General features: G+C 45.7%; 16 protein-coding genes and 1 pseudogene. 1 reads left to right on the forward strand and 16 read right to left on the reverse strand.

The genetic code is table 11. The features are described 5' to 3' along the window. Nucleotides 1–196: 196 nt before the first annotated feature. The 14 genes and pseudogenes from JI735_RS33295 to JI735_RS36680 form a co-directional block, all read right to left on the reverse strand. Entirely contained in the window at nt 197–1312 is a 1116-nt protein-coding gene (locus JI735_RS33295) for a zinc-dependent alcohol dehydrogenase (RefSeq protein ID WP_202676859.1), read from the reverse strand. Nucleotides 1313–1476: 164 nt separating this feature from the next. Further along, nucleotides 1477–2037: a TetR/AcrR family transcriptional regulator C-terminal domain-containing protein gene (locus JI735_RS33300; RefSeq protein ID WP_051051618.1), complete on the reverse strand. Its 561-nt coding sequence runs from the start codon at nt 2035–2037 to the stop codon at nt 1477–1479. A gap of 27 nt (nt 2038–2064) precedes the next feature. Continuing rightward, nucleotides 2065–3153 (reverse strand): AraC family transcriptional regulator, encoded by a 1089-nt coding sequence (locus JI735_RS33305; protein WP_051051619.1) that lies wholly within the window; start codon nt 3151–3153, stop codon nt 2065–2067. A gap of 349 nt (nt 3154–3502) precedes the next feature. Continuing rightward, complete coding sequence (locus JI735_RS38055) at nt 3503–3814, reverse strand: fibronectin type III-like domain-contianing protein (protein ID WP_411830150.1); 312 nt, start codon at nt 3812–3814, stop codon at nt 3503–3505. An 87-nt stretch (nt 3815–3901) separates the two neighbouring features. Next, nucleotides 3902–5736: pseudogene (locus JI735_RS33315) on the reverse strand (glycoside hydrolase family 3 N-terminal domain-containing protein); the annotation flags it as partial. After that, a complete protein-coding gene (locus tag JI735_RS33320) occupies nt 5688–8456 on the reverse strand; it encodes a family 78 glycoside hydrolase catalytic domain (protein ID WP_459213569.1) in 2769 nt (922 codons plus the stop codon). The gene JI735_RS33320 and the pseudogene JI735_RS33315, both read right to left, overlap by 49 nt. Before the next feature lie 159 nt (nt 8457–8615). Beyond that, nucleotides 8616–9488 carry a carbohydrate ABC transporter permease gene (locus JI735_RS33325; RefSeq protein ID WP_202676865.1) on the reverse strand — a complete coding sequence of 291 codons (873 nt, stop codon included), beginning with the start codon at nt 9486–9488 and terminating at the stop codon, nt 8616–8618. 11 nt (nt 9489–9499) lie between these two features. Continuing rightward, a complete protein-coding gene (locus JI735_RS33330; RefSeq protein ID WP_202676866.1) occupies nt 9500–10441 on the reverse strand; it encodes an ABC transporter permease in 942 nt (313 codons plus the stop codon). A gap of 183 nt (nt 10442–10624) precedes the next feature. Beyond that, entirely contained in the window at nt 10625–12337 is a 1713-nt protein-coding gene (locus JI735_RS33335; protein WP_202676869.1) for a type 2 periplasmic-binding domain-containing protein, read from the reverse strand. A gap of 344 nt (nt 12338–12681) precedes the next feature. After that, on the reverse strand, nt 12682–13788 hold the full coding sequence (locus JI735_RS33340) for a pectin acetylesterase-family hydrolase (protein WP_051051506.1): 1107 nt from the start codon (nt 13786–13788) through the stop codon (nt 12682–12684). 37 nt (nt 13789–13825) lie between these two features. Then, nucleotides 13826–14914, reverse strand: a complete 1089-nt coding sequence (locus tag JI735_RS33345) for a pectin acetylesterase-family hydrolase (protein ID WP_051051505.1) — start codon at nt 14912–14914, stop codon at nt 13826–13828. Between the two features lie 16 nt (nt 14915–14930). Next, the gene (locus JI735_RS33350; RefSeq protein ID WP_039833058.1) at nt 14931–16286 is read right to left on the reverse strand and encodes an alpha/beta hydrolase family protein; all 1356 of its coding nucleotides are present in this window, start codon (nt 16284–16286) and stop codon (nt 14931–14933) included. Nucleotides 16287–16310: 24 nt separating this feature from the next. Further along, nucleotides 16311–17099 carry a family 43 glycosylhydrolase gene (locus JI735_RS33355; protein ID WP_325175564.1) on the reverse strand — a complete coding sequence of 263 codons (789 nt, stop codon included), beginning with the start codon at nt 17097–17099 and terminating at the stop codon, nt 16311–16313. A gap of 53 nt (nt 17100–17152) precedes the next feature. Beyond that, nucleotides 17153–17362, reverse strand: coding sequence for a hypothetical protein (locus tag JI735_RS36680; protein ID WP_233476187.1), 210 nt, complete (start codon nt 17360–17362; stop codon nt 17153–17155). Between the two features lie 248 nt (nt 17363–17610). Between JI735_RS36680 and JI735_RS33360 the strand changes: the two genes are divergently transcribed. Continuing rightward, nucleotides 17611–19221: a response regulator gene (locus JI735_RS33360; RefSeq protein ID WP_039833056.1), complete on the forward strand. Its 1611-nt coding sequence runs from the start codon at nt 17611–17613 to the stop codon at nt 19219–19221. Nucleotides 19222–19309: 88 nt separating this feature from the next. On the opposite strand, the gene JI735_RS33365 is transcribed toward JI735_RS33360, so the two are convergent. Together JI735_RS33365 and JI735_RS36685 are read right to left on the reverse strand one after the other, a co-directional pair. Continuing rightward, complete coding sequence (locus JI735_RS33365; protein WP_233476188.1) at nt 19310–21943, reverse strand: glycoside hydrolase family 3 protein; 2634 nt, start codon at nt 21941–21943, stop codon at nt 19310–19312. Then, a complete protein-coding gene (locus JI735_RS36685) occupies nt 21865–22122 on the reverse strand; it encodes a glycoside hydrolase family 3 C-terminal domain-containing protein (protein ID WP_233476189.1) in 258 nt (85 codons plus the stop codon). Before JI735_RS36685 ends, JI735_RS33365 begins: the two co-directional genes overlap by 79 nt. Between the last annotated feature and the right edge of the window lie 82 nt (nt 22123–22204).

The following is a 22204-nucleotide window of genomic DNA, read 5'->3' on the forward strand; positions in this document are numbered from 1 at the left end:
TAAGCCATCTCCTTATATAAGCTAGTATAATGTTGCTTATCTAATGTAGTTCATCTCTGATAGGATGACTTGCACAAGTTTACGTTTTTCAACCTACAATATTGCTTTTAGACCTACATTTTAATTATTTATGGAAATAAAAAAGGATGAGCGGTATATACCGCTTATCCCTCTACACAGTTTTCTTACAATAAAATTAGTGTTCACTCTGGTAGATAATTTTACAGCCTTCCATACTGATGTTCTTCTCGAAGGCTTCAGTAAGATTATCAATGCTGTAACGATGCGAGATAATTGAGGTAATCGGAATGCCGCGAAGTGTACATTCTTTCAGAAATTCGCATGCCTGCAACCAGTCTTTTGATGCGTAGGTCCAGGAACCGATTACTTTAATCTCTTTGTTGCAGATATCCAGATGGGGATTATAAGATGTTTCTCCGTTGTTAACAAAGAAGCCCAATTCACAGAGCGAGCCGCCGCGTCGTACATAGTTCCAGATCATGGATGCCGCTTTCGGCGATCCGGTCACCTGGAAAGCCATTTCAGCACCGAGCCCCCCCGCAACCGCTTTGACCGCAGCTACAGGATCTGCCGTTTGGGAAATGTTCACCACTTCGGCAGCGCCTAATTGTTTGGCCAGGTCTAGCCGCTTCTGATCGGCATCCAGGGCAATAATGTTCCGTACTCCCATTGTCCGTACCAGGCCCAATAAGAGCAGCCCAATCGGACCGCATCCTTGGATGAGAACATAGGAATCATGTTTGAAATTGAAAATTTCCTTAGCCTTCTCTACCGCATGAACGACAACTGCAGCCGGCTCGATTAAAATCCGCAAATCGGTATCCATATCGCTCACATTAAACACAACGCCGCCCGCATTCACTTTCATGTAATCCCCGAACCAGCCGTTAAAGTAATGTGCTTCTCCAGGCAGCAAACCGAAAATCTCTCCATTCCCACACAAATGAATCTGCTCCGGATGGTTCAGACAAATATCGCATTTGCCGCAGGGCTTGAGGCCGGTTACGATTTTATCACCGATAGCCAGCGGCTTGCCTGAATAGTCTCTGGTTACGTTTTTACCGAGCTTTACAATGGTACCGGTTCCTTCATGCCCCAGATGGACCGGAATATAACCGAACGGATCGCCCTTGTATTCATGAACATCCGTTCCGCAAATGCCGCATCCGTCCACACGGACCAGAATCTCCTCATCATTGATTTCGGGAATTGGAAGTTCTTTGATTGTAATTTCCCGATTGCCGGTTAATACTGCAATTTTCCCTGTTGCTGGAATAGCATACTCTTTCACTCGGATTCCCCCTAAAGTAAAATAATTATATTAGTGAATTAATTCACAATAAATTATAGTCTTTCGTTTTTTTTAATGCAGTTCTCATTCCAGTGAATCTGTCAACAATCGTTACACATCAGACAGAATAGATCAAAACGTTACAACTTCAACTATATGTAAACTCAAAAGCTTTCTGTATCAGCTAGAGGATACAGGCACAGATATATTTTTTGCGGCATTAAGTCGATTAACAGCGAAGCCATATATTCTGGGGATTGTCTCATTCCATGAAGTACCCAGTCTCCGGTCATATCCAGTGCTGAGCGGCAATAGTATTGGAGCAGCATATCTATATCCTCCGTCACCGTTCCTCTTTTCCGGATTATCTCCCTGAAAAAGTGATAGATGCACTCATAATCATAACGCAGCAAACTGTTGTAATCGGAGGATGAAAAAGCAGAGATGAAAAAATAACAGTCCTCTTTCATCAACTTCAGCTTCTTAATCAGTCCTTCCTCAATAGTGAGGCTTAGCCCCATTTGTCTGATCGTCTTTTGCACAATTTTATCAAAGTACCAGTTTACCAGATCATATTTATCTTTAAAATTACGATAAAGGGTTTGCCGCGTTGTTCCGCAATGGGCAACGATTTCACTCACCGTTATTTTGTCCAACGGTGTAGTCTTCATTAATTCCTTAACTGCAGTGGCTAAGGCATACTTTGTCCGTTCCTGAAATTCCATAGGTTTGCTCCTTTGCCAAGCCATTTGCTATTGTATATCTGGGCCGCAGTACTTTTCTCTATATTCTTTCGGCGTATAACCATGCTTCGCTTTGAATATCCGGTAAAAATGGGAGCGGTTAGAGAAGCCGAGCTTGTGTACAATGTCGGAAATACTGTCGGTGCTGTGAATCAGCAGAGCTTCCGCCTCCTTCAAGCTGAAAGTTTGACCATATTCAAGTATGCTTGCTCCGGTATTTTTTTTGACAATACGGTTGAGATAGTCAGGGTTATAATTTAGCAGGCTCCCCAGCTCGCCTCGCGAGATATGGCCTTTTCGCTCTTCAAGCAGATAGGATATACGCATAAACAGAAGATCTTCAGGATTGGAGGAAAGGCCCACGCGTTTGGTATTGTATAAAGTCATATCTTCCAGCAGGAAGAACATCCGGGAGAACAGACCTTTCACCATATAGGACCATCCCGGTTTCTGGCTTAATATTTCCATGATTAACTCGTTGATTAAGCGCTGCATCCTGTCCGTGAAACCAGAGTTGGATCTCGTATCATTCATGAAAAAGTTTAAATACTCTTTGCGGTGTTGATCCCTTTTGTTCAAGCTATCCGATATGAACTCATAAACCATGTTGGTATGATTAACAGGCTTGTTGCTCTCCGTATACAGTAAATCGTTTAGAATGACCTCCCTAATGTAATCGTGCGAAATACAAAAATACACCGCGTTGAAATCCGTTGAAAATTCTTCGACATGTCTGGTATTAAGCCCGAGCAAACACACATCGCCACTGCCATAACTGCAACAGGTATCTTCAATGTAATTTAGTACTTCACCGCTGATCACATACATGAATTCAAAGTAATCGTGATTATGGATTGTCCGCCGATTATAGTGGGACTGAAGTTCTTTTTTGGATAAAGAGCGAAGATAATGTTGCCCGGGTATTACTGTATTCACAATTAAAGCCGCATCCTCATTGCTTAAGTCACAATACATGCTGAAAATGCTGTATGGCATGGTAAGATTGTACTGCTCTGGAATAGAGCTGCCTGCATTTTGAACACGCAGTGCCTTATTCCATTGTACCTCTGAAGCGCTTTGAAATTTGATTGAGCTCATAGGACAACCCTTCTTACTTTAGTCTGTTTTTGATACACTTCAAGCGGATTAACGACTGTTATCAGCTTTGAGGTAATCTGCCAGTAGCTTCCGGGTTTTAAAATCAGTGATTCCGTTTAGCTTCAAACTGTCTAAACAAAAATCTGACGCCGCTCAATGTGGCGGCGTCAGACTATTTGCTTGTTTTATTAATCAAGTAGAAACGGTACCGTCCTTTAAAAAAGGCGGATTTTACAGCTTTTACATAGTCCTCAGGAATAGTTGGGACAAGGCCACGGGTTCCGCTTCTAACCTCCACCAGGAAGGACTAATACCGCTGGGCGTTTCTTTATCTTGACAATTCACCGCTTTATAGCCAGAACTTACTTGACAGGCAATCTACTGAATTCCCTCCCACAAAAACTTCAAATTCTCCTTCTTCAATAACATAATTCATACTCATGTCATAGTAGCCCATTGCCTGATAGGGCACTTTAAAGACGACTTCGCTTTCCACTCCTGCCTGCAATGGAATCTTCGCAAAATCAACCAGCTGCTTTACCGGTCGGACCCGCTTCGCCACGATATCGCGGATATAACACTGGATAATCTCATTCCCTTCACGATCTCCGGTATTCCTTACCTTAACGGACACCCTGATCCCTTCCTGCTCCTTACTCACCTGCAGATCAGAATATGCGAATTTGGAATAACTTAAGCCATACCCGAAGGGATAAAGCGGCTCCAGCGGTGTATCTAGATATTTTGAAGTGAATTTGCTTTTTCCACCTGGTCGGCCCGTATTTATATGTGCATAATAAACTGGACATTGCCCGCTAGCATAAGGGAAGGTAGTGGTTAATTTAGCGGATGGGTTTACTTTCCCGAACAGTATATTTAGAATGGCATTCCCCGCTTCTACCCCGGATGCCATGCCTCTACAATTGCATGTACATTATCTGCTACCCATGGCATTGCTAGGGGCCGTCCATTAAACAGAACGGCAATCACCGGTTTTCCTGTCTCTACTAATTTCTTTAATAAATTTATCTGTTCTTGAGGTAGCTCGATAGATGCACGACTGGCTGCTTCTCCACTCAGATTTTTGGATTCTCCAATGGCAGCGATATAAACATCGCAATCTTCAGGAACCATTGTACCTTCAGGCATAAAAATATAGTCAATCCCTTGAGCCTTACAAGCATCGACAAGGCTTACACAGTCTTCTCCGTCAGCTTTGATCGCCCAGGCTCCTGTCATTTCTCCTCGGTTATTGGCCAGTTCACCGGCAATTCCCAGCCGTACTCCAGTTTTTAAAGGCAGCAAATTTCCTTCATTTTTCAGCAGAACGATGGATTTCTCGGCCGCTTCTCTTGCCAGGGCACGGTAAGCTGGCTTCAACATTGCAACTTTCTCGCGTTCTTCGGTAGTGCGGTACGGATGTTCAAATAATCCCAATTCAAACTTAACCCGCAATACGTCAGCAACAGCTCTGTCCAGAACTTGTTCATCCACAGTACCGTTAGTAATCAGTTCGACTAGCGAATCGCTGTACGCATTCGAGGTCATATCCATATCAAGCCCGGCTTCGATCGCTTGCTTGGCAGCATCTGCAGTATCCACGGCAATTCCATGGGTTACACATTCAGCGATGGCATTCGCATCGCTGATGGTCATACCATCAAATCCCCATTGTTTACGAAGTACATCTGTAAGCAGCCATGAATTCACTGTGCACGGGATTCCGTTAATATCATTAAAAGCAGGCATAACCGCTCTTGCCCCGGCTCTGACACAGGCTTCGAACGGTGGCAGATACTCTTCAAATAATCGCTGGATTGACATATCTACACGGTTGTAATCTTTCCCGGCTTCTGCCGCTCCGTAACCGGCAAAATGTTTAATACAAGCCGCCATGGCATCTTCCTTGGTCAAATCATCCCCCTGGAATCCCTTAACCTTAGCAGCACCATACTTGGAAGACAGCAAAACATCTTCTCCTGCACCTTCACTCACTCGGCCCCATCTGGCATCTCTGGATACATCCACCATTGGAGCAAAAGTCATATGAACGCCACCAGCAGTTGCTTCTTCGGCCGCAATTCTTGCTGTTCTTTCCCAAAGCTCTGGCTCCCATGCACAGCTTTCCGCCAGCGGGATAGGCGTAACAGTGCGATAACCATGAATGACATCGTATCCAAATAAAAGAGGGATTCCCAAACGGGTTTCCGTTACCGCTATTTTCTGCAAATCATTCGCCGTTTTCGCATCGTTTAGTCCATTGTAAGAACCGATTCTCCCTGCTTTCAAGTCTTCCTCATGAAAGTCCTGTTTCGCAGTACTCATCATATTTTGGAAGTCGGCTTTACTGATTCTCCCGTCGTATACCATGTTTACCAATTCTTCAAAGCTTACGTCAAATGCTCCTACCAAAGAAGGCCCGCACTGTTGCAGTTGACCTACCTTCTCTTCAATAGTCATCTTCGTCAGTAAGGTTTGAATTTCATTTTCATAATTTTTCTTCAATTGGGTTCCTCCGAAAGATGTGAAATATATTAAGCACCTACTGAAAAACGGTAGTCGCCGCTTCCTACGGAAATGCATTGTCCGTCCGGCAAATACACCCTAGCTCTTGTATTTACAGGCACACTGCATTCATAGATCAAACCATTTTTCGTTTTTTTCCACCTGGAACGAATGGTTCCATAAGGGCATTCATAACTGGCTTCGGCGTGTGTTAGCGTGCCGCCAATAATTGGTCGAAGCTCAAACTCCCGATACCCAGGCGCCTCGAACAATGGAGTAATTCCTGCCACCCTACTGAATAAAAAGTCGCAGACAGCACCATAGCTATAATGATTATAAGAACCATGATGCCGATCCATCCCGTCCCAGTTTTCAAGAATGGTCGTGCTGCCGAGCAGGACTGCATGCAGCCAGCTTGGATTCTCAGTTTGCTCTAAAATCCGGAAAGCAATCTCTGAGTATCCGTAATCCACCAGTACATGAAGTAAAAAAGGCGTGGATAGAAAGCCGGTATTCAGACGATAGTTATTATTTTCTATTTCCTTTAGGAGCTGCTTTACAACACTCTCGCGCTTTTCTTCTGAACAGAGATCCATAGCAAGTACCCGAACATAAGCCGCCTGATGGCCTGGTTCGATAACCCCGTCATCTCCGATCAAGTACCTATCATAAACTTTACGGATTTTGTCCGCGATCTTCTTGTATTTCGTACAGTCCTCTTGATTGCCCAAGATCTGCGCCATATGCGCCACATTTTCGGCGGAACGGCACATATAAGCAGTTGCTACGCGTGGATTGCCATGTGTTCTCATCCGTATGATTGCTTCTGCTACAGATTCCCCGGTATCTTCTTTCGTGATAGGCTCCAGCCATTCTCCGAAGTGCATCTTTGTGTCAAAAATATAATCAGCATCTAATTCTCCTTCTTCATAATTTAGATACTGCGATTCCTGCTCATACAGCGGATTATGCTCTTTTGCACAGGCAAGCATATAATCGACCCATTTTCTGGCTGTTTCATATTGATTAACGAGAATTTGTTTGTCACCATAACATAGATAAATCATGTAAGGAATCCACACCGCTGCGTCTCCCCAGCCGGCACTGTCCTCACCTATGCTGCCATTTCCGCTAGGACCGGCTAACGCCCATAAAGGGTTGTCCTTTATGTTCCGTTCCAGTTCCACCGGATTGTGAACACTACTGGTAGAAGGGAAAGTGATGCCGACTTTTCCACTCGCATATTGCTCCAGCGATAGATCTTTAAGCCATTTTTCAAAGAAGGAATATACATTCATAAAATCAGCAGCGGTCCGTACATAAATCTGGGCATCACCAGTCCAGGCATTCCGCTCACGGGTCGGGCAATCCACCGGGACATCCATGAAATTCCCTTTCTGACTCCAGAAGCTATTCAGTACGAGCTTGTTAATTAGCAGGTTGGAGCAAATAAAGCTGCCTGTCTCTTCCATATCGGAATAAACGGCGATTGCCGTAAAGTCTCCTTCGTTGATGTCTTCATTGTAGCCCTCCACAAGAACATACCGGAAACCGAAAATAGAAAATAACGGACAGTATTCCTCTTCAGCATTTCCGGAACAATAATAAATCACTTCCTGGAATTCAGAGGACTGCAGGACGCCATGCTTAATGTTGTCGAGCGAAAAACACCCGTCCTTGAGATCTTCCCCATGGACTAATCTTATTTTCTGGCCCGCTTTGCAGTTTTTCAGCTTCATTTTTACATATCCGGCAATATTTTGGCCAAAATCAAGTACCAGCTGTCCCGCTGCATCCCGGAACGGCTGTGCAGTGAACTGCTCTTTTTCTCTGACCGGGACACTGCTGCTGGCAATTAATCGGACATCTGCATGCTCGGTTGTACAGTGCACGTTCATCCATGAATTGTCATCGAACACGGCCAATTTCCAATCCACAAATTCCTTTCTAGCGTCAAAAATGTCGCCCATGAGCATATCGGAAGCCAGCATGCCCCCCGTAGCGTATTTAAAGCGCTCATCTGTACCTATTACTTCCCTTTCACCGTTTTCATAGGTTAATTCGATCTGTCCAAAATAGTGCAGCTTATAGCCAAAGTTATTCTTAACGGTTCCGCCGGTCATTCCCCGCCACCAGCCATCGCCAAGCATGACCGCCCAGGCATTTGAACCTTCCTTCAGCAGCTTAGTGATGTCGTACGCCTGAATCTGAATTCTGGCATAATAGCTTGTCAGTCCAGGCTTAAATTTATCCTCCGTACCGGTATGTCCATTGATCCAAAACTCATAAAGCCCATGTGCTGTCTGGTAAATACGCGCCTGCTTAAGTCCAGGCTTCACTTCAAGCGTTCTTCGCAAATACGGTGCCGGCTTCCTATCCTCGATATCAATCTCTGATTCAGGTTCAATCCATTTCGCCTGCCAGTCCGCCGGATGAAGCAATCCCATCTCGAATCGTGCAAATTCACTATGAGCGGTTTCTTGGATACCAGTTTCATCGACTGTTGTCACAGATAAATTCCAGTTCACTTGTTGTCTGCTTACCAATTCTGCTCCATCATAGCGGATGAACTGACTTTCACTGCCGGTAACTATTCCGCTATTCCAAATTACCTCTCCGTTAGAATAAGCAATAAGCTGGTAATTGGACTGTATCACTCCAATCTTGTCACTGTTCAGTTTCCACGAGAACCGCGGCCGCGGCTCGTCAAGTCCCAATGGATTACAAAGATATTCAGTCCTTAGGTCATATATATGAAGCAAATTAATCTCCGTCCTTTCATCAGCCGTTGTTTTCACGCCACTGAGTTACATGTATATTGATCTTTTCAGATTCTTTATAAATAAAGACAACACGTCCGTTTCCGTAGCATCCATTAGAGCAAGAATAGATAATGCTGCTTTCATTTTTTTCTTCATATGAATCTTGACCTCCCATTCCTGATCAGGCTTGTCGTCCTACTCCTTCACTGCCCCAATCACTATACCTTTCGCAAAGAATTTTTGGAGGAAGGGATAGATCAGCAAGATCGGCAAAGCTCCGATGAAGATTTGGGCAGAATTCAGGGACAATGCATTGAATTTCGCTGCGGCTTCTGCATTCTTGATATCAATATTTGGCATCGATATAGCGGCCTTCAGGAACGTACTCATCGGGGCGTTTTCCGGCTTCATATAGATTTGACCCGCCAACCATTCATTCCATTCTCCTACCACTGTGAACAGTCCTACTGTTGCCATGACCGGCAGCGACAAGGGCAACATCACTCTCAGATACACTTTCCAGTGCCCGGCACCATCTATAAATGCTGCTTCTTCCAGCTCCTGCGGTAATGCCTTGAAAAAATTCATAATCAGGATGATATTAAATACATTGATCATCGTCGGCAGGATCAGCGCCCATATGGTGTTATACAGACCCATTTTGGTCACCACCAGATACGTCGGAATCATCCCTCCGTTGAAAAGCATGGCTACAATAAAAAATCCGACAAACCACTTGTAGCCCGCAATCCCTTTCTGTCCTCCGCCTTTGGACAGTACATAAGCTGCCATACTGGTCACCGTCAGCCCCAACGTTACACTTAACAAGGTCCGTTCCACCGAAATCCAGAGGGAACGAAGCAATTGGGTATCTTCCAGCGCCCTGCTGTAGGAGTTCAAATTCAACCCAATCGGCCAAAAGGTTACTTTATTGGCAGAAACAGCTGCACTGGAACTTAAGGATACAGACAAAACATGAAGAAACGGCAGGATGCAGATCACGGCCAGCATGACCATGATGATATTGTTGATGAGTTGAAATGTACTGAATTGGGCTGTTCTACGCATAGGTCCACTCCTTAGAAAATCTTATAATCTGCAACTTTGTAGGCGAGCCGGTATCCGCCTAGAATCAGGATCAGGCCCACTACAGACTTGAACAATCCGATCGCTGTACCGAAACTGAAATTCCCGCCGATCAAACCGATACGGAACACGAAGGTATCAATGATATCGCCGCTCTCATAGACCAGCGGATTGTACAAGTTGAAGATTTGGTCAAAGCCTGCATTGAGCACACCGCCCAGGGAGATCGTCAGCATGACACAGATAGTGGGGATCAGGCTGGGAAGGGTAATATTCAACATTTGTTTCAGTTTGTTCGCTCCGTCAAGCTGAGCGGCTTCATATAGAGCCGGATTAATGCCCACCAGGGCCGCCAGATAAATGATGGACCCGTAACCGAATTCTTTCCATGCATCCGTAAAGAGCACGATTGGCACAAACCAGTGGTTGCTGCCCAGAAAGAACACGGGCTCGTGACCCAAGGCTTTCAGCAGTTGGTTCACTAAGCCATATTCCGGATTCAACAGCTGAATGAAGATACCGCCGAGCACCACCCAGGAAATGAAGTGAGGCAGAAACACAAAGGTTTGAACCGAGGTGCGCAGAAATTTGTGTTTCACCTCATTGATCAGCAGCGCAAACGCAAGGGTACTGAACATGCCAATGGCTAATTTGAGAAACGAAATTTTCAGCGTGTTCCAAATGACCTGCATGCTGTCGGGATATTCAAATAAAAACTTGAATTGGTCTAGTCCGACCCAGGGAGATTTGGAAATCCCCAGAGAGGGCTTATAATCCTGAAAGGCCATTAACAGGCCGCTCATGGGTACATAGACAAAGATTGCGGTCAGTACCACAGCGGGCAGGAGCATAAGGTATAATCCCCAGCTACCTTTTTGTCTAGTAAATTTCTTTTTTTTTGCCGGTACAGCAGGTACAGCAATATTCATGCCCATTGTCTAAATCCTCCCACCTGATTCTTGTAATCTATTTTCATTATAGTGATGGGCATTTCGGCTTGATATAAAGCAATGCAAATACCAATAACGCATTCTAAATATTATAATTATGGAGGCCGGCGTCCAAAAAGAGCGGTCTTGATGCGTGAATCCACATCAAGACCGCTGATCAATAATAGGTTATTTGACGGAATCGTACCATTCATTGACTTCTTTAGTAATGGTATCGCCGCCCGAAGACTTCCATTTCTCTACAAATTGATCAAACGCATCCACCGGAGACTGTCCATAGATGATCTTCGAGAATGTCTCCATTTGCATTTTTTGCAGCAGCTCATTTCTGGACGACATGGTTGACGTTACCGGACCCATGTAATGTTCCTTTACGCGCGAGGATTCTTCATCCATGGAAATAAGCATCGCATCGTACACGATTCTTTGTAATGGATTGGTGTCGTCTGCAATCCCAAGAGCTTGCATAAAGGCACGATCTTTCTCGGTGAGTTCTTCTTTCTTTGCCACTTTTAATGTTATTTCCTTCATCTTTGAGGCAACATCCGGCATGCTTCCAAAAATGTAATCGTTCGAATTAATTTTTCCACCGGGAATCTCTTTCTCATCGGTTACAATCTTTCCATCTTTGACAACATATTGGTAGCCCTCCTGAAATCCTTTGAAATATTCAAGCGGATTATCGGATTCGTAGACAGCATACATCGAGTTCATATAATGAAAGTAGGCTTGAAGCGCTTCATCCGAAATATCTTTATTGATCACGGTCCCGCCGGATATCGTAAAATAGGTGTGCAAAGCTGGGCCATTGACCCCATTAGGCAACGGATAGGGTTTGAACATCGCCGTAGGGTTGGTCGCGAGCAGCATGGAACCCGGATATTGGATGAAGAAAGAAGGCGCTGCGACAATCCCAACCTTATTGGATGTGACCGCGGTGACAATTGTATTGGGGTCATGTAACGCAATATCGCTCGCAAAATACCCTTTATCCTTCCACTCTTTCATCTTCATTAAGCCCTGCTTGACCCCCGGTAGAATTGAACCATTTTGAAGCTTGCCGTCTTCTCCTGGATACCATCTTTCCGGCATGGCCCCGTAAAGTCCAAAGATCCAGGCTCCGTCTCCAAGGAGGTTGCCAGTCATCTTATCCTTCATGGCAAAATCCAGGGCAAACGTATCTTTCTGCCCATTACCGTCGGGATCCTGATTGACGAAGGCATCCATGACCGTTTCCAGCTCTTCTATTGTAGTAGGTGCTTTCAACTTGAGCTTGTCCAGCCAGTCCTGACGGATCCATAAAACGTTGTTTGCTTGCCCGTAATCTGTAGAAGTTCCTGGAATCGCCATCTTTTTACCGTCTCGAGTGACCGATAACCAGGGATCCTTTATATCGGCTAACGCACTTTTCCAAGTTGGAGAGGCATATTTCTCGAACACTTCTTCCACTTCCATGAACTTGCCCGAATCGATGAGAAGATTGGTGTTAGCGGGACTGCCCGACATCACGATATCTGGCAATTCGTCGTTCGCAGAGAGCATGAGTTTCAATTTCGTATCATACGAACCATCCGTACCGCCGCCTGTCCATAAAGTTTTAATCTGTACGCCAAATTTGTCCTCGGCCCAGCGGGTGAATACATTGTCCGTAACGGATTCCCCTTCTCTATATTTAAAGCCCGGATTTACTCCCATAACGGTGGTAAACGACGCTGCCGGTTCGATCTTGCCATTCACGATATTCAGCTTCTTCGTTGCCTCTGGTGTTGCCTCACCCTTCTCGGCCCCGTCGCTGTTATTTCCATTGCTACAACCGATTAGCGCAGTAGTGAGTAACCCAACAGAAAGAACGGTAGCTAACCATTTTGATTTCATATTCATTCAAACCCCCAAATATTTTTTGATTACGCTTTCATTATAGAAACATATTCCCGGCCATGAAATAACGGATAAGCAACATTCGATATCTCAATCCAAACCACAATTCGAAAAATGCTAACTGTAACTTGTCAACTGTGCTGAATCTTCCTCCCCTGATATTAGCTTGCCAATATCCACACCTGCGTAATCCTGGATACTAAATTGAATCTCTTTATTAACACTGGCAATATCTCATTTTAAACTTAATTGAGACTTTGAATAAACAACAAAAAGCTGACGTCGTCTATCGTCAACGTCAGCCATAAAGGTTCTATTTTATCCATTTCAATAGAAATTATTCACATCTAACCTTCAAGTAGGTCCAGACCTGCATCATACACATTTCCATTCACGGCACTCCACAGCCAATCCCGAAGGCTAGTGCCATGTTTGACCGGACGATAAAATTCGGGGTCGTGAATTAGGGTATGCGTTGTACCCATAGATTCCGAGTACATCTCCCCAATCGGGTTATCGAATAGGAAGATGCCGATGCCGGGAATTTCGGACTTCAAGGCATCGACCATCTCCTTGAGATCCTTCTCGAATTGCAGACACTGTTCCCGCTTCACTTCTAAGGTGCCCTGATCAATATAGTGTTGATACATGGCAAAAGCAGTATCTCTAATGGAGTTGATATAAAGATATCGAACGTCATTCCCCTTCTCGGCATAGAGGGTACGCATCCAGTCAAGGCAGATATTTGGACCCTGGAGCGGCTCCCATATCCGTTCGCTCACCTGCCAGATGTTCTGTGCTATTGTCTTCCACTCGTCATTAAGTAACAAAGCGCTATCAGGGCAGCAGGTTACATCACGGCACTCCGGAAAATAACTCATGACATCCGAAGTTAAGGCTGCAGCGCCGAAAGCACCGCCACTTGTCCCCGTAATCAACAGTTTTGTCGGTGTAGATAGATGTTTCGTCGCTTGCTCCATAAGCCCGCTGTAGTTGGAGTACCCATGATGGTGCAGCACCGCAGGGGAGCCGTCTTTTGCTGTATAATGATAATCGCCATTTCCCACATGAAAATCTCCTGTAGCGTAGCTGACGAAGATGAAACTCCAGTTCCTAAAAGGATTATCCGGTGTGTCATCAAAGATTCCGCGATTAAATGCCAAATCGTTAAATTGCAATGCCTTATCATCAACATAAAAATTCTCTTCTTGCGCACCTAACCGAGTTGGCCGTGCGGCCGTATAAGCATTCAATGATACGCCTCCCCCCACAAAGAAGACGATAAGCCCCGGCTCCGTTCCTTTACGCATGTAGCCCCAGTAAGGCGAACCCCCTGCACAAATAGCTCCGGGAACCGGGACTCTATACCACTGACCTGGGTCTGGCACTCCCTCTAACACAGGTAATTGATGCTCTTGGAGAAATTTTTTATACTCTTCTACATTATCAAACATTAGCTTTCGCTCCTTTAAAGTTTTGGTCCTTTCAACGTTACAGCTCTATACTAGAAACGGTTCCATTTAGGGCATTCCACAACCATTCCCGTAGACTGACGCCATCTTTGACGGGCTGGAAAAACTCGGGGGTGTGAAGGAAGGTATGCTGTGTACCTAGGAGCTCCGAATCAAGCCCCGTTTCGGGGGTATCCAGCAGGAATATTCCAATGCCGGGGATTTCGGCCTTCATCACATCGGTCATATCCCTAAGATCCTTTTCGAATTGCAGACTCTGTTCCCTCGTAAGCTCCATAGTACCGTGATCAATAAAATGTTGGTACGTGGCCAGCGCACTATCCCTAATGGAGCATATATAGAGATACCGAACACTGTCACCCTTCTCAGTGTAGAGGGCTCGCAGCCAGTCAAGGCAAATATTTGGACTGTGCAGCGGATTCCATATCCGTTCATTTGCCTGCCAGACATGCTGAGCAACTGCCTGCCAATCGTTATAGAGCATCAAAGAGCTATCCGGGCAGCAGGTCACATCCCGGCACTCCGGGAAATAATCCATGACATCCGCAGCTAAAGCCGAAGCACCGAAAGCGCCTGCACTGCCGCCGGTGATCAGCAGTTTCGTTGGTGAGGATATAAATTCTTGAGCTTTATCCATAAGCCCCCGATAGTTCCGATAGCCATGATGATGCAGCACAGCAGGTGAACCGTCTATTGCTGTATAAGGGTAGTCGCCATTCCCCACATGGAAGTCACCTGTCGTATAGCTTACCAAGATGCAGCTCCAGTTCCGGAACGGATTATCTTGGGTAGGGTCAAAGATGCCTCGCGTTGCGAATGCATCGATGTACGGCAACGCTTTGCCGTCAAAATAAAATGTCTCCGATGTCTCATTTAACTTATTGGGACGTGCCGCCATATATGCATTCAGTGATACACCTCCACCGGAGAAATAAACGATAAGGCCCGGCTCTGTTCCTTTCCGCAGGAACCCCCAGTAAGGCAAGCCATCTGCACTAATTGCTCCGGGAACCGGGAGCCTGTACCATTGTCCGGCTTCCGGCTCCCCCTCTAATACCGGGAATTGCTCGGGAAAATATTCTCTTAACTCTTCGTCATTTTCAACCATATGACAGCGCTCCTTATTAGATTAATAGCCGGCCTTGGATCTCATCCAGTACATCCGCAAGTTCCGGTTTTGCAGCCATTGCTGCACAGAATGTATCGACTAATTCCTCACGATTGTGTTCGCCAAACTCTGACAGCTCCTCAAGAACCTCCTGACGGTTCATAGCAACCGATCCATAGACGATATCATCGATGCCAGCCTTCCCGGGAATCAGGAATCCTTTCCCCGCATACCGCTCAGCCATGAGCGCCAACTTCCCGACGGTCAGCCAGTTTGTTTCCCTGGACGACCTCTGAAGCTGTGCATGTATGTAATCAGTGGCGTCAATGGGCCCGAGATCCATTTTTTTGAAATGTCCCCCTTCTGCTTCGGCATTGCCTTCATCGAATACAACGATGTTGAAACGTTTGGTTCTATCGAAGGAGAGCTTGAAATTTTCACCTGATGTTTGCGGTGCCGGACAGAGATGCTCAAATAAATCATCTGCAGGAAGCATTTCAGCCATTGATCGCTGCACCTTTTCTTGAAGCGGAAACTCCGACATACGGATACGGAATCCCTCGGGAAGGGACTCGTCCAGATCAGCATATGTAAATCGTTTTGTCAATTGATCAACGGGTACCAATAAGTCAGAGGTAAAATGAGAAAATAATATCGGATCGGTAAAACATCCTGCCATGAAGGATGGAGACATAGCGTTCCAAATCTCACTATTGGGATTCTCCTCGATCTTTGCCAGAATTGGAGCAAACTGTCCGAAAATGGCACCAACTATAGGCACAGGAATCACTTCCAGGCAGCGGATGAAGTCTTTTCGTTCCTCTTCAGTTAGCGTTTCCAGAACATCCTTGTTATGATTGTTTGCTGACTGAAGATACTTCATGTTAAACAATATATTTGTAATACCACTGAAGGAAATGGAGCAGCAGATTCCAAGATGCAGAACAGACAACATCTGCGTCATATAGCCGCCGGCGCTTCCGCCGCTGACTACGATACGCGTCCGGTCGATGCCAGGCTGCTTCCTGACTGCTGATAATGCGGCGCTATTGAATATCAGGTCGTCGTCCACCAGGCTTCCGTTATACTCTGGCTTAAAATCAATCGGTGTCGATACAGCCCAGCCGTTCATCAAATAAAGGTTCAACGTGGCGTCATTCTCGGGCATTTCGTAATGCGCGATGAACACCAGCGGCTTTGGTTCAGGTGCCGGTTCCGGTAGATAGATACGGATATAACGCCGGCATACGGTGCCGTCTTTTGAAATGAACGGAATTTCAATATCCCGTTTCTCAACGGAGAAAGGCAGTTCCTGCTCTTTAACATTTGCTTCCGATAAAAGAGCCATCACTTTTCGGATATCACGTTTCATACATGTTCCTCCTCCGCTCCAGGATTAATCATAGTCTTCGATGCGCCACTCGTCTTTCCAGTCTAGGTAGGCCATCTTCCCGTCGAACCGGAAGGGCAGCCATACATAATCCGCTTTATGTGTATTCTCATTCACATTAAAAGTGGAAGCGGTGAACGTAACAGGTTCATCCTGACGGTCCGGATTGAAGTACCGGTCATAAGCGTCCGAAAGAATGTCATACGTAACCATTCCTTCTTCATCGGTAATCCAACGATCAGCCAAAGCAATATAAAGATCTTTTTTCTTCGGATGCTTGAATATCGAAGATACCTGGGAACAGAAGGAGGTATTCGTAGGATCATTCACATGCGGATTACCCAGAATTTCAAATGGGCCGTGGAAGGTCCGTGAACATGCAACTTCTGATGGATTCGGATTGTAACTTGTCGTACCAGAGGTCACCAAATAATGCAGGTTTTTTCTTGTAAAATATGCCGGTGCTTCGCGGACGTAAGGCGGATAAAGATTTGGGAAATGAGTTGAATAATATCCCGTTACACCCGTATAATCTGCGGTCAAATCTGCACAAATCAATTCACTGTGAACCCTTTCGAAGTAATAATACGCTTTCCCGTCCCGTGCAACCGCCAGGTCGAAATCACCGGCGCTCATATTTAACGGGCGGTACTTGGTTGTAATCATAGTATAGGGCCCCAGCAATCGATCTGCGGACATTATGGTCAGGGTTTGGGTGCTATCCTTTTCCATTATTTTCAGGAAGCAAATATACTTCCCGGTATTCTTGTTGAAAATAATGTGTGGACGGTCCATATAACTGGTTGGATGAAGCGAAGAAGCAGGATCATTTTCCACAGGGGGAATAATCACCCCTCATCTTGCCAATTGTAAAGGTCCTTGGACGAATAACAACGGACTCCCCAGTGCCAGATTCCGCTGCCCGGAGTTGTCTTCCCCTTGTTCTCACCGTACCAATAGAAAGTATCATTCTCGTAGAAGATGGAACCTGCGTGAGCTTGAATTCGTTTGCCTTCCGTATCCAGCCAGATTTGCCCCGGTTTAATTGATGTTTGCATAGATGATTTGGATCCTTTCTTGATATCAGATTTTAGTCATATGCTGACAAATCTATACTTACCTCACAGCTTAATTATAGGTTCCTGTATTTACGCGTTGATATAAAGGAATCCAAACATATATATCTCATTTCTAATATGCGGCTGAATTCCAATCTATAGACATTGCAAGCCGGCCAACAGATTCATATAATGGGGTTACCTCAAGCAGAAATGGGAGATCAGCAACCAACCGGAGGAATCAAATTATGTACCAACTGCTTATCGTTGACGACGAAACCTCGGTCGTAGACAGTCTGGCAATGACTGTGCAATGGAAGGATTATGGAATAGAAGAGGTTCATTGTGCATACTCGGCTCAAGAAGCACTGCTCATTGCGGCCAAGCATTCGATAGACATTATGATCACTGACATTCAGATGCCTGAAATGTCCGGATTGGAATTGATCGAAGTGATACAGCATTATTCGCGCAAAATCCGCTGTATCATTCTTTCGGGCCATGACGAGTTTGAATATGCCAGGAAAGCCATGGCTTATCAGACACTGGATTACTTGCTGAAGCCAATCGATTATACAGAGTTAATTAACTCTGTTAAGAAAGCGATTCAGCAGGTGGAAGAGGAGTGGAAGGAAGTGATATCCTTCCAGCGCATTAAGCAAACGCTGGAGGCTAATCTCCCGCTACTGCGGTCACAGCTGCTTAACGACCTGCTCAAGAACAAGATCATCCGCCATGAGGTTTTGGAAGAGAGACTTGCTCTGGTAGGCGTTCCCTTCCGGTTCGATGACCCCTACATGATGATGGTTGTTCGCATGGAGGAGGACTTCTCAGGGTACGACCTTCAATCCTTATCGCTCCTTGAATATGCCGTAACAAACATTGCTGATGAAGTGTTCCAAAAACTGTTCAGTTTATGGCATTGTGTCACCGAGCAGGGATATTTAGTTTTTCTCATCAAAGGCAACCAGCAAGACGCTTTGCATTTGGTGGATTCGTTCGCAGTAAAGCTGCAGAATCATGTCCAAAAATTCCTGAAAGGCTCACTCTCAATCTGCCTAAGCAATATCGCCAAGTTTCCTGGCGACCTGCAAAACTTATATCTGGCTGCAATCAACGCCATTAACCGGAATATCGGAAATAATAAAAGCTTCTTCCTGACCATTAATGAAAAAAGTGAGCAGCCTCAGAGCTCCATCATCAAAAAATTATATGCTCCGCCTGCACTTTCAACGCTGCTGGACTCAGGCAACTGGGACGAGGCGATTGCCAAGATCGATGAATTGCTCGTTGTCGGCGGCAATGCAGACGAACAATCTCACGATCTTTCACAGGATCAATTATTTACGGTGCTGCTATATCTCTCATCCTCATTCACGATGTGTTTCCAACCCAATGGGTCCAGTCTATATGATCAGATGGGACCAGAATTCGATTTGTTGCTCCGCAAGAAGGGACATCTTTCAAGACAACGAATCTATGACTGGGCCAGTAAAATTATAGCAGCACTAAAAGCTAAGACGTCGACTCAAATGGAGAATGCGCAACAGCAGATTGCCGCTAAAGTCCGGACGTTTATTCATGAACATTTGTCCGAGGGGATTTCACTGCAAATCATTGCCGACCATGTGGGGCTGCATCCTGTTTATCTCTCCAAAATTTACAAGACGGTTATGAATGAAACGATTGGTGATTATATTTTTCAATTTCGAATGGAAAGAGCCATACATCTCCTGCGAAATACCGACTTAAAAATAGCTGAAATCAGCGATCAGCTGGGCTTTCAGGCCACCCCCCATTTCATTAAAATTTTCAAAGAACATTTTGGCACGACGCCGCAGGACTACCGGAATCGTTAAGCTTATACTTATTGATCAATTACGCGCGAAAAGGCTCCCTGGTAATTTTCAACAATTACCGGGAGCCTTTTTGGCTAGGATACACCATTTACTGAAGCTGACTGCCTGGGGCTGCCATTGCTTGGAGAATACGTTCTTCCAAAGAACTTGTCATAATGATCTTGAACCCCTTCACTTCCATTCCGCTTTGACCAAAGACCAACCTGAAATGTACAGTTTTTTGTAATATTGGCTGCTGGATATCAAAGGATATAGTTTTCCATTCCGTATCCTCTCCTGTCAACGTAAGGGTTAGAAGGATGTCATTATCATGAAAGATGCTCACAGGGATTTGGGCAAGTTGACTGTTCCCGGCCGCCGCGCGGCAAGTCAACTCCACTCGATAAAGTCCACGCTCCTGCAAGATAGCTCGAAGATACGTACTCTGTCCTCTTGAGGTATCAAATATCTCCCCTGGCACAATAGCCTCCTTCTCCACAGGAACCGAAATCATCTCCAGGACTACATCGCCTTCCTCTTTCCGGTATGCAGTCAATGCCTTGTCCAGCTCTGTTTCCAATCCCTGCATCCGGTTAAAGGCTGTTGTTCCCATCAAATAGCGACAAATATTCATTGCTGAGCGCTGATATTCACCGCGTGTTACCGTTCCCTTTTGCATAGCTTCTGCGGAGTTATCCCCTCTGGCGTTCTGCTCGGAGTCGCTCACTACCATGAACAAGTCATTCTGTGCCCTTATCATTGCTGCCACATTCTGGACACTGCCTTCTTCTCCTTCGTCATTTCCCATTGCCCACCAATCGGTCATTACAATCCCTCTGAAGCCCCACTCTCCCCGCAGAATTGTGGTTGTAAGATCATAGTTGCTGGCAGACCAATAGCCATTGATCGGGTTATACGAGGTCATAACCGAAATCGCATTGCCCTCTTTGACCGCCATTTCAAACCCGCGCAGATAAATCTCCCGCAGGGCCCGTTCCGAAACTACTGCCTCTACTGTGTTACGATGGGCCTCCTGGCTGTTGCACGCAAAATGTTTGATGGTGCCCGTCACATCATATGGATTCATACCATGCAGTTGGGCAACCACCATCCGGCCTGTCAGGAACGGGTCCTCACTAAAATATTCAAAATTCCGGCCATTCAGAGGATTACGGTGGATGTTCATTCCCGGTCCAAGCAAAGTGTCTACATGGTTTTTCCGCAGTTCCAAACCTTCGTACATATACAGTTCTTTCAGCAATTCTTCGTTAAAAGTACAGCCCAGGCAGGTTCCATTGGGCATGGAAAATGCTAAATTGCCACAGTCCATTCGAATACCGCTCGGACCATCTGCTGAGCAGGCAACGGGGATTCCGAAAGCTTCCAGCCTCTTTGTAACACCGCCGAATGCACCGGCTGTGCCCGGTGTAACCTTTGGACTGCTCATGCCTTCGCCGCGCACAATACAGCATAAATCTTCATCCGAAAGTTGAGCAATATAATCCTCCATGCTGACTATGCTCGATTTCACATCTGTCAGCTTATATCCTTTGTCACCAGTATAAGGGATTTCTTCTGGAAGAGTTTCCTCGCGGCGCGCCTTCGGTTCTATGGTCCGTAATGGAACCGGTTCATAGATCAGACTACCGTCAGGGGCACAGCGCATTCGCTCAAATGCAGCAACCGGTGCCATGGCCTCTTGTAACTGCTCCAGTACCTGAAGCTTGTCTATGGCAATGCTGCCGCAAGATTTCGCCTCCCTCACATGATCCCCCACATGGAAGATGTAGCTTCCAGCCTCCAATACCCAAGCCGATTTACAGCCCGTGATTCCTGAATCATCATAGGACGCTATTGCTTTATGGGGAATTTCAATTTCAACGGATTGTTTCACGCCCGGAAGCAGCTCTTTGGTTTTCGCAAAGCCGGCGAGTACGCGGGCTGACTTACCCAGCTTGCCTTGCGGAGCTTGACAGTAGACCTGGATGACCTGTTTCCCCGGTCTGTTTCCGGTATTGGTGACTGTAACATTAATCTGGACACTGTCGTTCAATTGCTCTATCCGTTCTGTCCGTGTTTCAAATGTGGTGTAGGACAGGCCGAAGCCAAATGGATACAAGACACGGTCTTTGGCAAAAGTCTCAAAGTAGCGGTATCCAACATAGATATCTTCCTGGTAAAAATTGCGTTTTGATCCCCCATGATTAGCCGTGGACGGATAATCCTCAATGTCCCTTGCTATGGTGTCCGTCATTCTCCCGCTCGGACTTACCCTTCCAGTCAATACATCGAGAACACCGTTTCCGCCTTCCTGTCCACCTTGCCAGACATACATCACAGCAGAAGGTTTATATTTCTCCACCCACTTCATATCTATGATGTTGCCCACATTCAGCAGCACCACGGTCCGTTCAAATCCATTGCATACCATTTCCAACATAGCTTTCTCGGCTTCTGTCAGTAAATAGCTACCGGCTTCCGGCTTGTTATCCTGATCTTCCCCGGCTGTGCGACCAAGCAAGACGATTGCCGTTTCTGACTCCTTAGCCGCTTGCATAACCAGATCAGCATCAAGCAGCATTTCTTCTTGGAACCACGGTTCCTTACCCCAACCCGCACCTTTCTCAAACGGATGCTCTTTCACCCAATCGAGATAAAACTGCTTTACCGTCTGATTGATCTCATAGCCTTCTTTACTTTCCAAAGCCTCTGCAATGCCAACAACGTATTTGGTATTGACCATCCCCCGGAACCGGTACCGCTTTTGTAATAGTTAAACTGTGATCGGCCAAACAGCGCGACTTTTCCCCCTGGTGCAAGCGGCAAAACATTGCAGTCATTTTTAAGCAGTACAACACCTTCTGCTACGGCTTGCCGCGCTTTCGCAGCGTAGAGTTGCAAGTCAAAGTTTGTCTCACTCATCTCTTTCATCCTCCTATCAGAGCTTGGTCAGTTCGTTCACAATTTCAATAACACACGCTTCCAGCTTCAGGCCATCAAGTGC

The sequence above is a fragment of the Paenibacillus sonchi genome (assembly GCF_016772475.1).
Classification (GTDB): Bacteria; Bacillota; Bacilli; order Paenibacillales; family Paenibacillaceae; genus Paenibacillus_AQ; species Paenibacillus_AQ sonchi.

Excerpts from the sequence above, each read along its gene's own strand:
- JI735_RS33300 (WP_051051618.1), bottom strand. The coding sequence starts at position 2,037 with ATGGAATTTCAGGAACGGACAAAGTATGCCTTAGCCACTGCAGTTAAG.
- JI735_RS33305 (WP_051051619.1), bottom strand. The coding sequence starts at position 3,153 with ATGAGCTCAATCAAATTTCAAAGCGCTTCAGAGGTACAATGGAATAAG.
- JI735_RS33325 (WP_202676865.1), bottom strand. The coding sequence starts at position 9,488 with ATGCGTAGAACAGCCCAATTCAGTACATTTCAACTCATCAACAATATC.
- JI735_RS33330 (WP_202676866.1), bottom strand. The coding sequence starts at position 10,441 with ATGGGCATGAATATTGCTGTACCTGCTGTACCGGCAAAAAAAAAGAAA.
- JI735_RS33335 (WP_202676869.1), bottom strand. The coding sequence starts at position 12,337 with ATGAATATGAAATCAAAATGGTTAGCTACCGTTCTTTCTGTTGGGTTA.
- JI735_RS33340 (WP_051051506.1), bottom strand. The coding sequence starts at position 13,788 with ATGTTTGATAATGTAGAAGAGTATAAAAAATTTCTCCAAGAGCATCAA.
- JI735_RS33345 (WP_051051505.1), bottom strand. The coding sequence starts at position 14,914 with ATGGTTGAAAATGACGAAGAGTTAAGAGAATATTTTCCCGAGCAATTC.
- JI735_RS33350 (WP_039833058.1), bottom strand. The coding sequence starts at position 16,286 with ATGAAACGTGATATCCGAAAAGTGATGGCTCTTTTATCGGAAGCAAAT.
- JI735_RS33355 (WP_325175564.1), bottom strand. The coding sequence starts at position 17,099 with ATGGACCGTCCACACATTATTTTCAACAAGAATACCGGGAAGTATATT.
- JI735_RS36680 (WP_233476187.1), bottom strand. The coding sequence starts at position 17,362 with ATGCAAACATCAATTAAACCGGGGCAAATCTGGCTGGATACGGAAGGC.
- JI735_RS33360 (WP_039833056.1), top strand. The coding sequence starts at position 17,611 with ATGTACCAACTGCTTATCGTTGACGACGAAACCTCGGTCGTAGACAGT.
- JI735_RS33365 (WP_233476188.1), bottom strand. The coding sequence starts at position 21,943 with ATGGTCAATACCAAATACGTTGTTGGCATTGCAGAGGCTTTGGAAAGT.
- JI735_RS36685 (WP_233476189.1), bottom strand. The coding sequence starts at position 22,122 with ATGAGTGAGACAAACTTTGACTTGCAACTCTACGCTGCGAAAGCGCGG.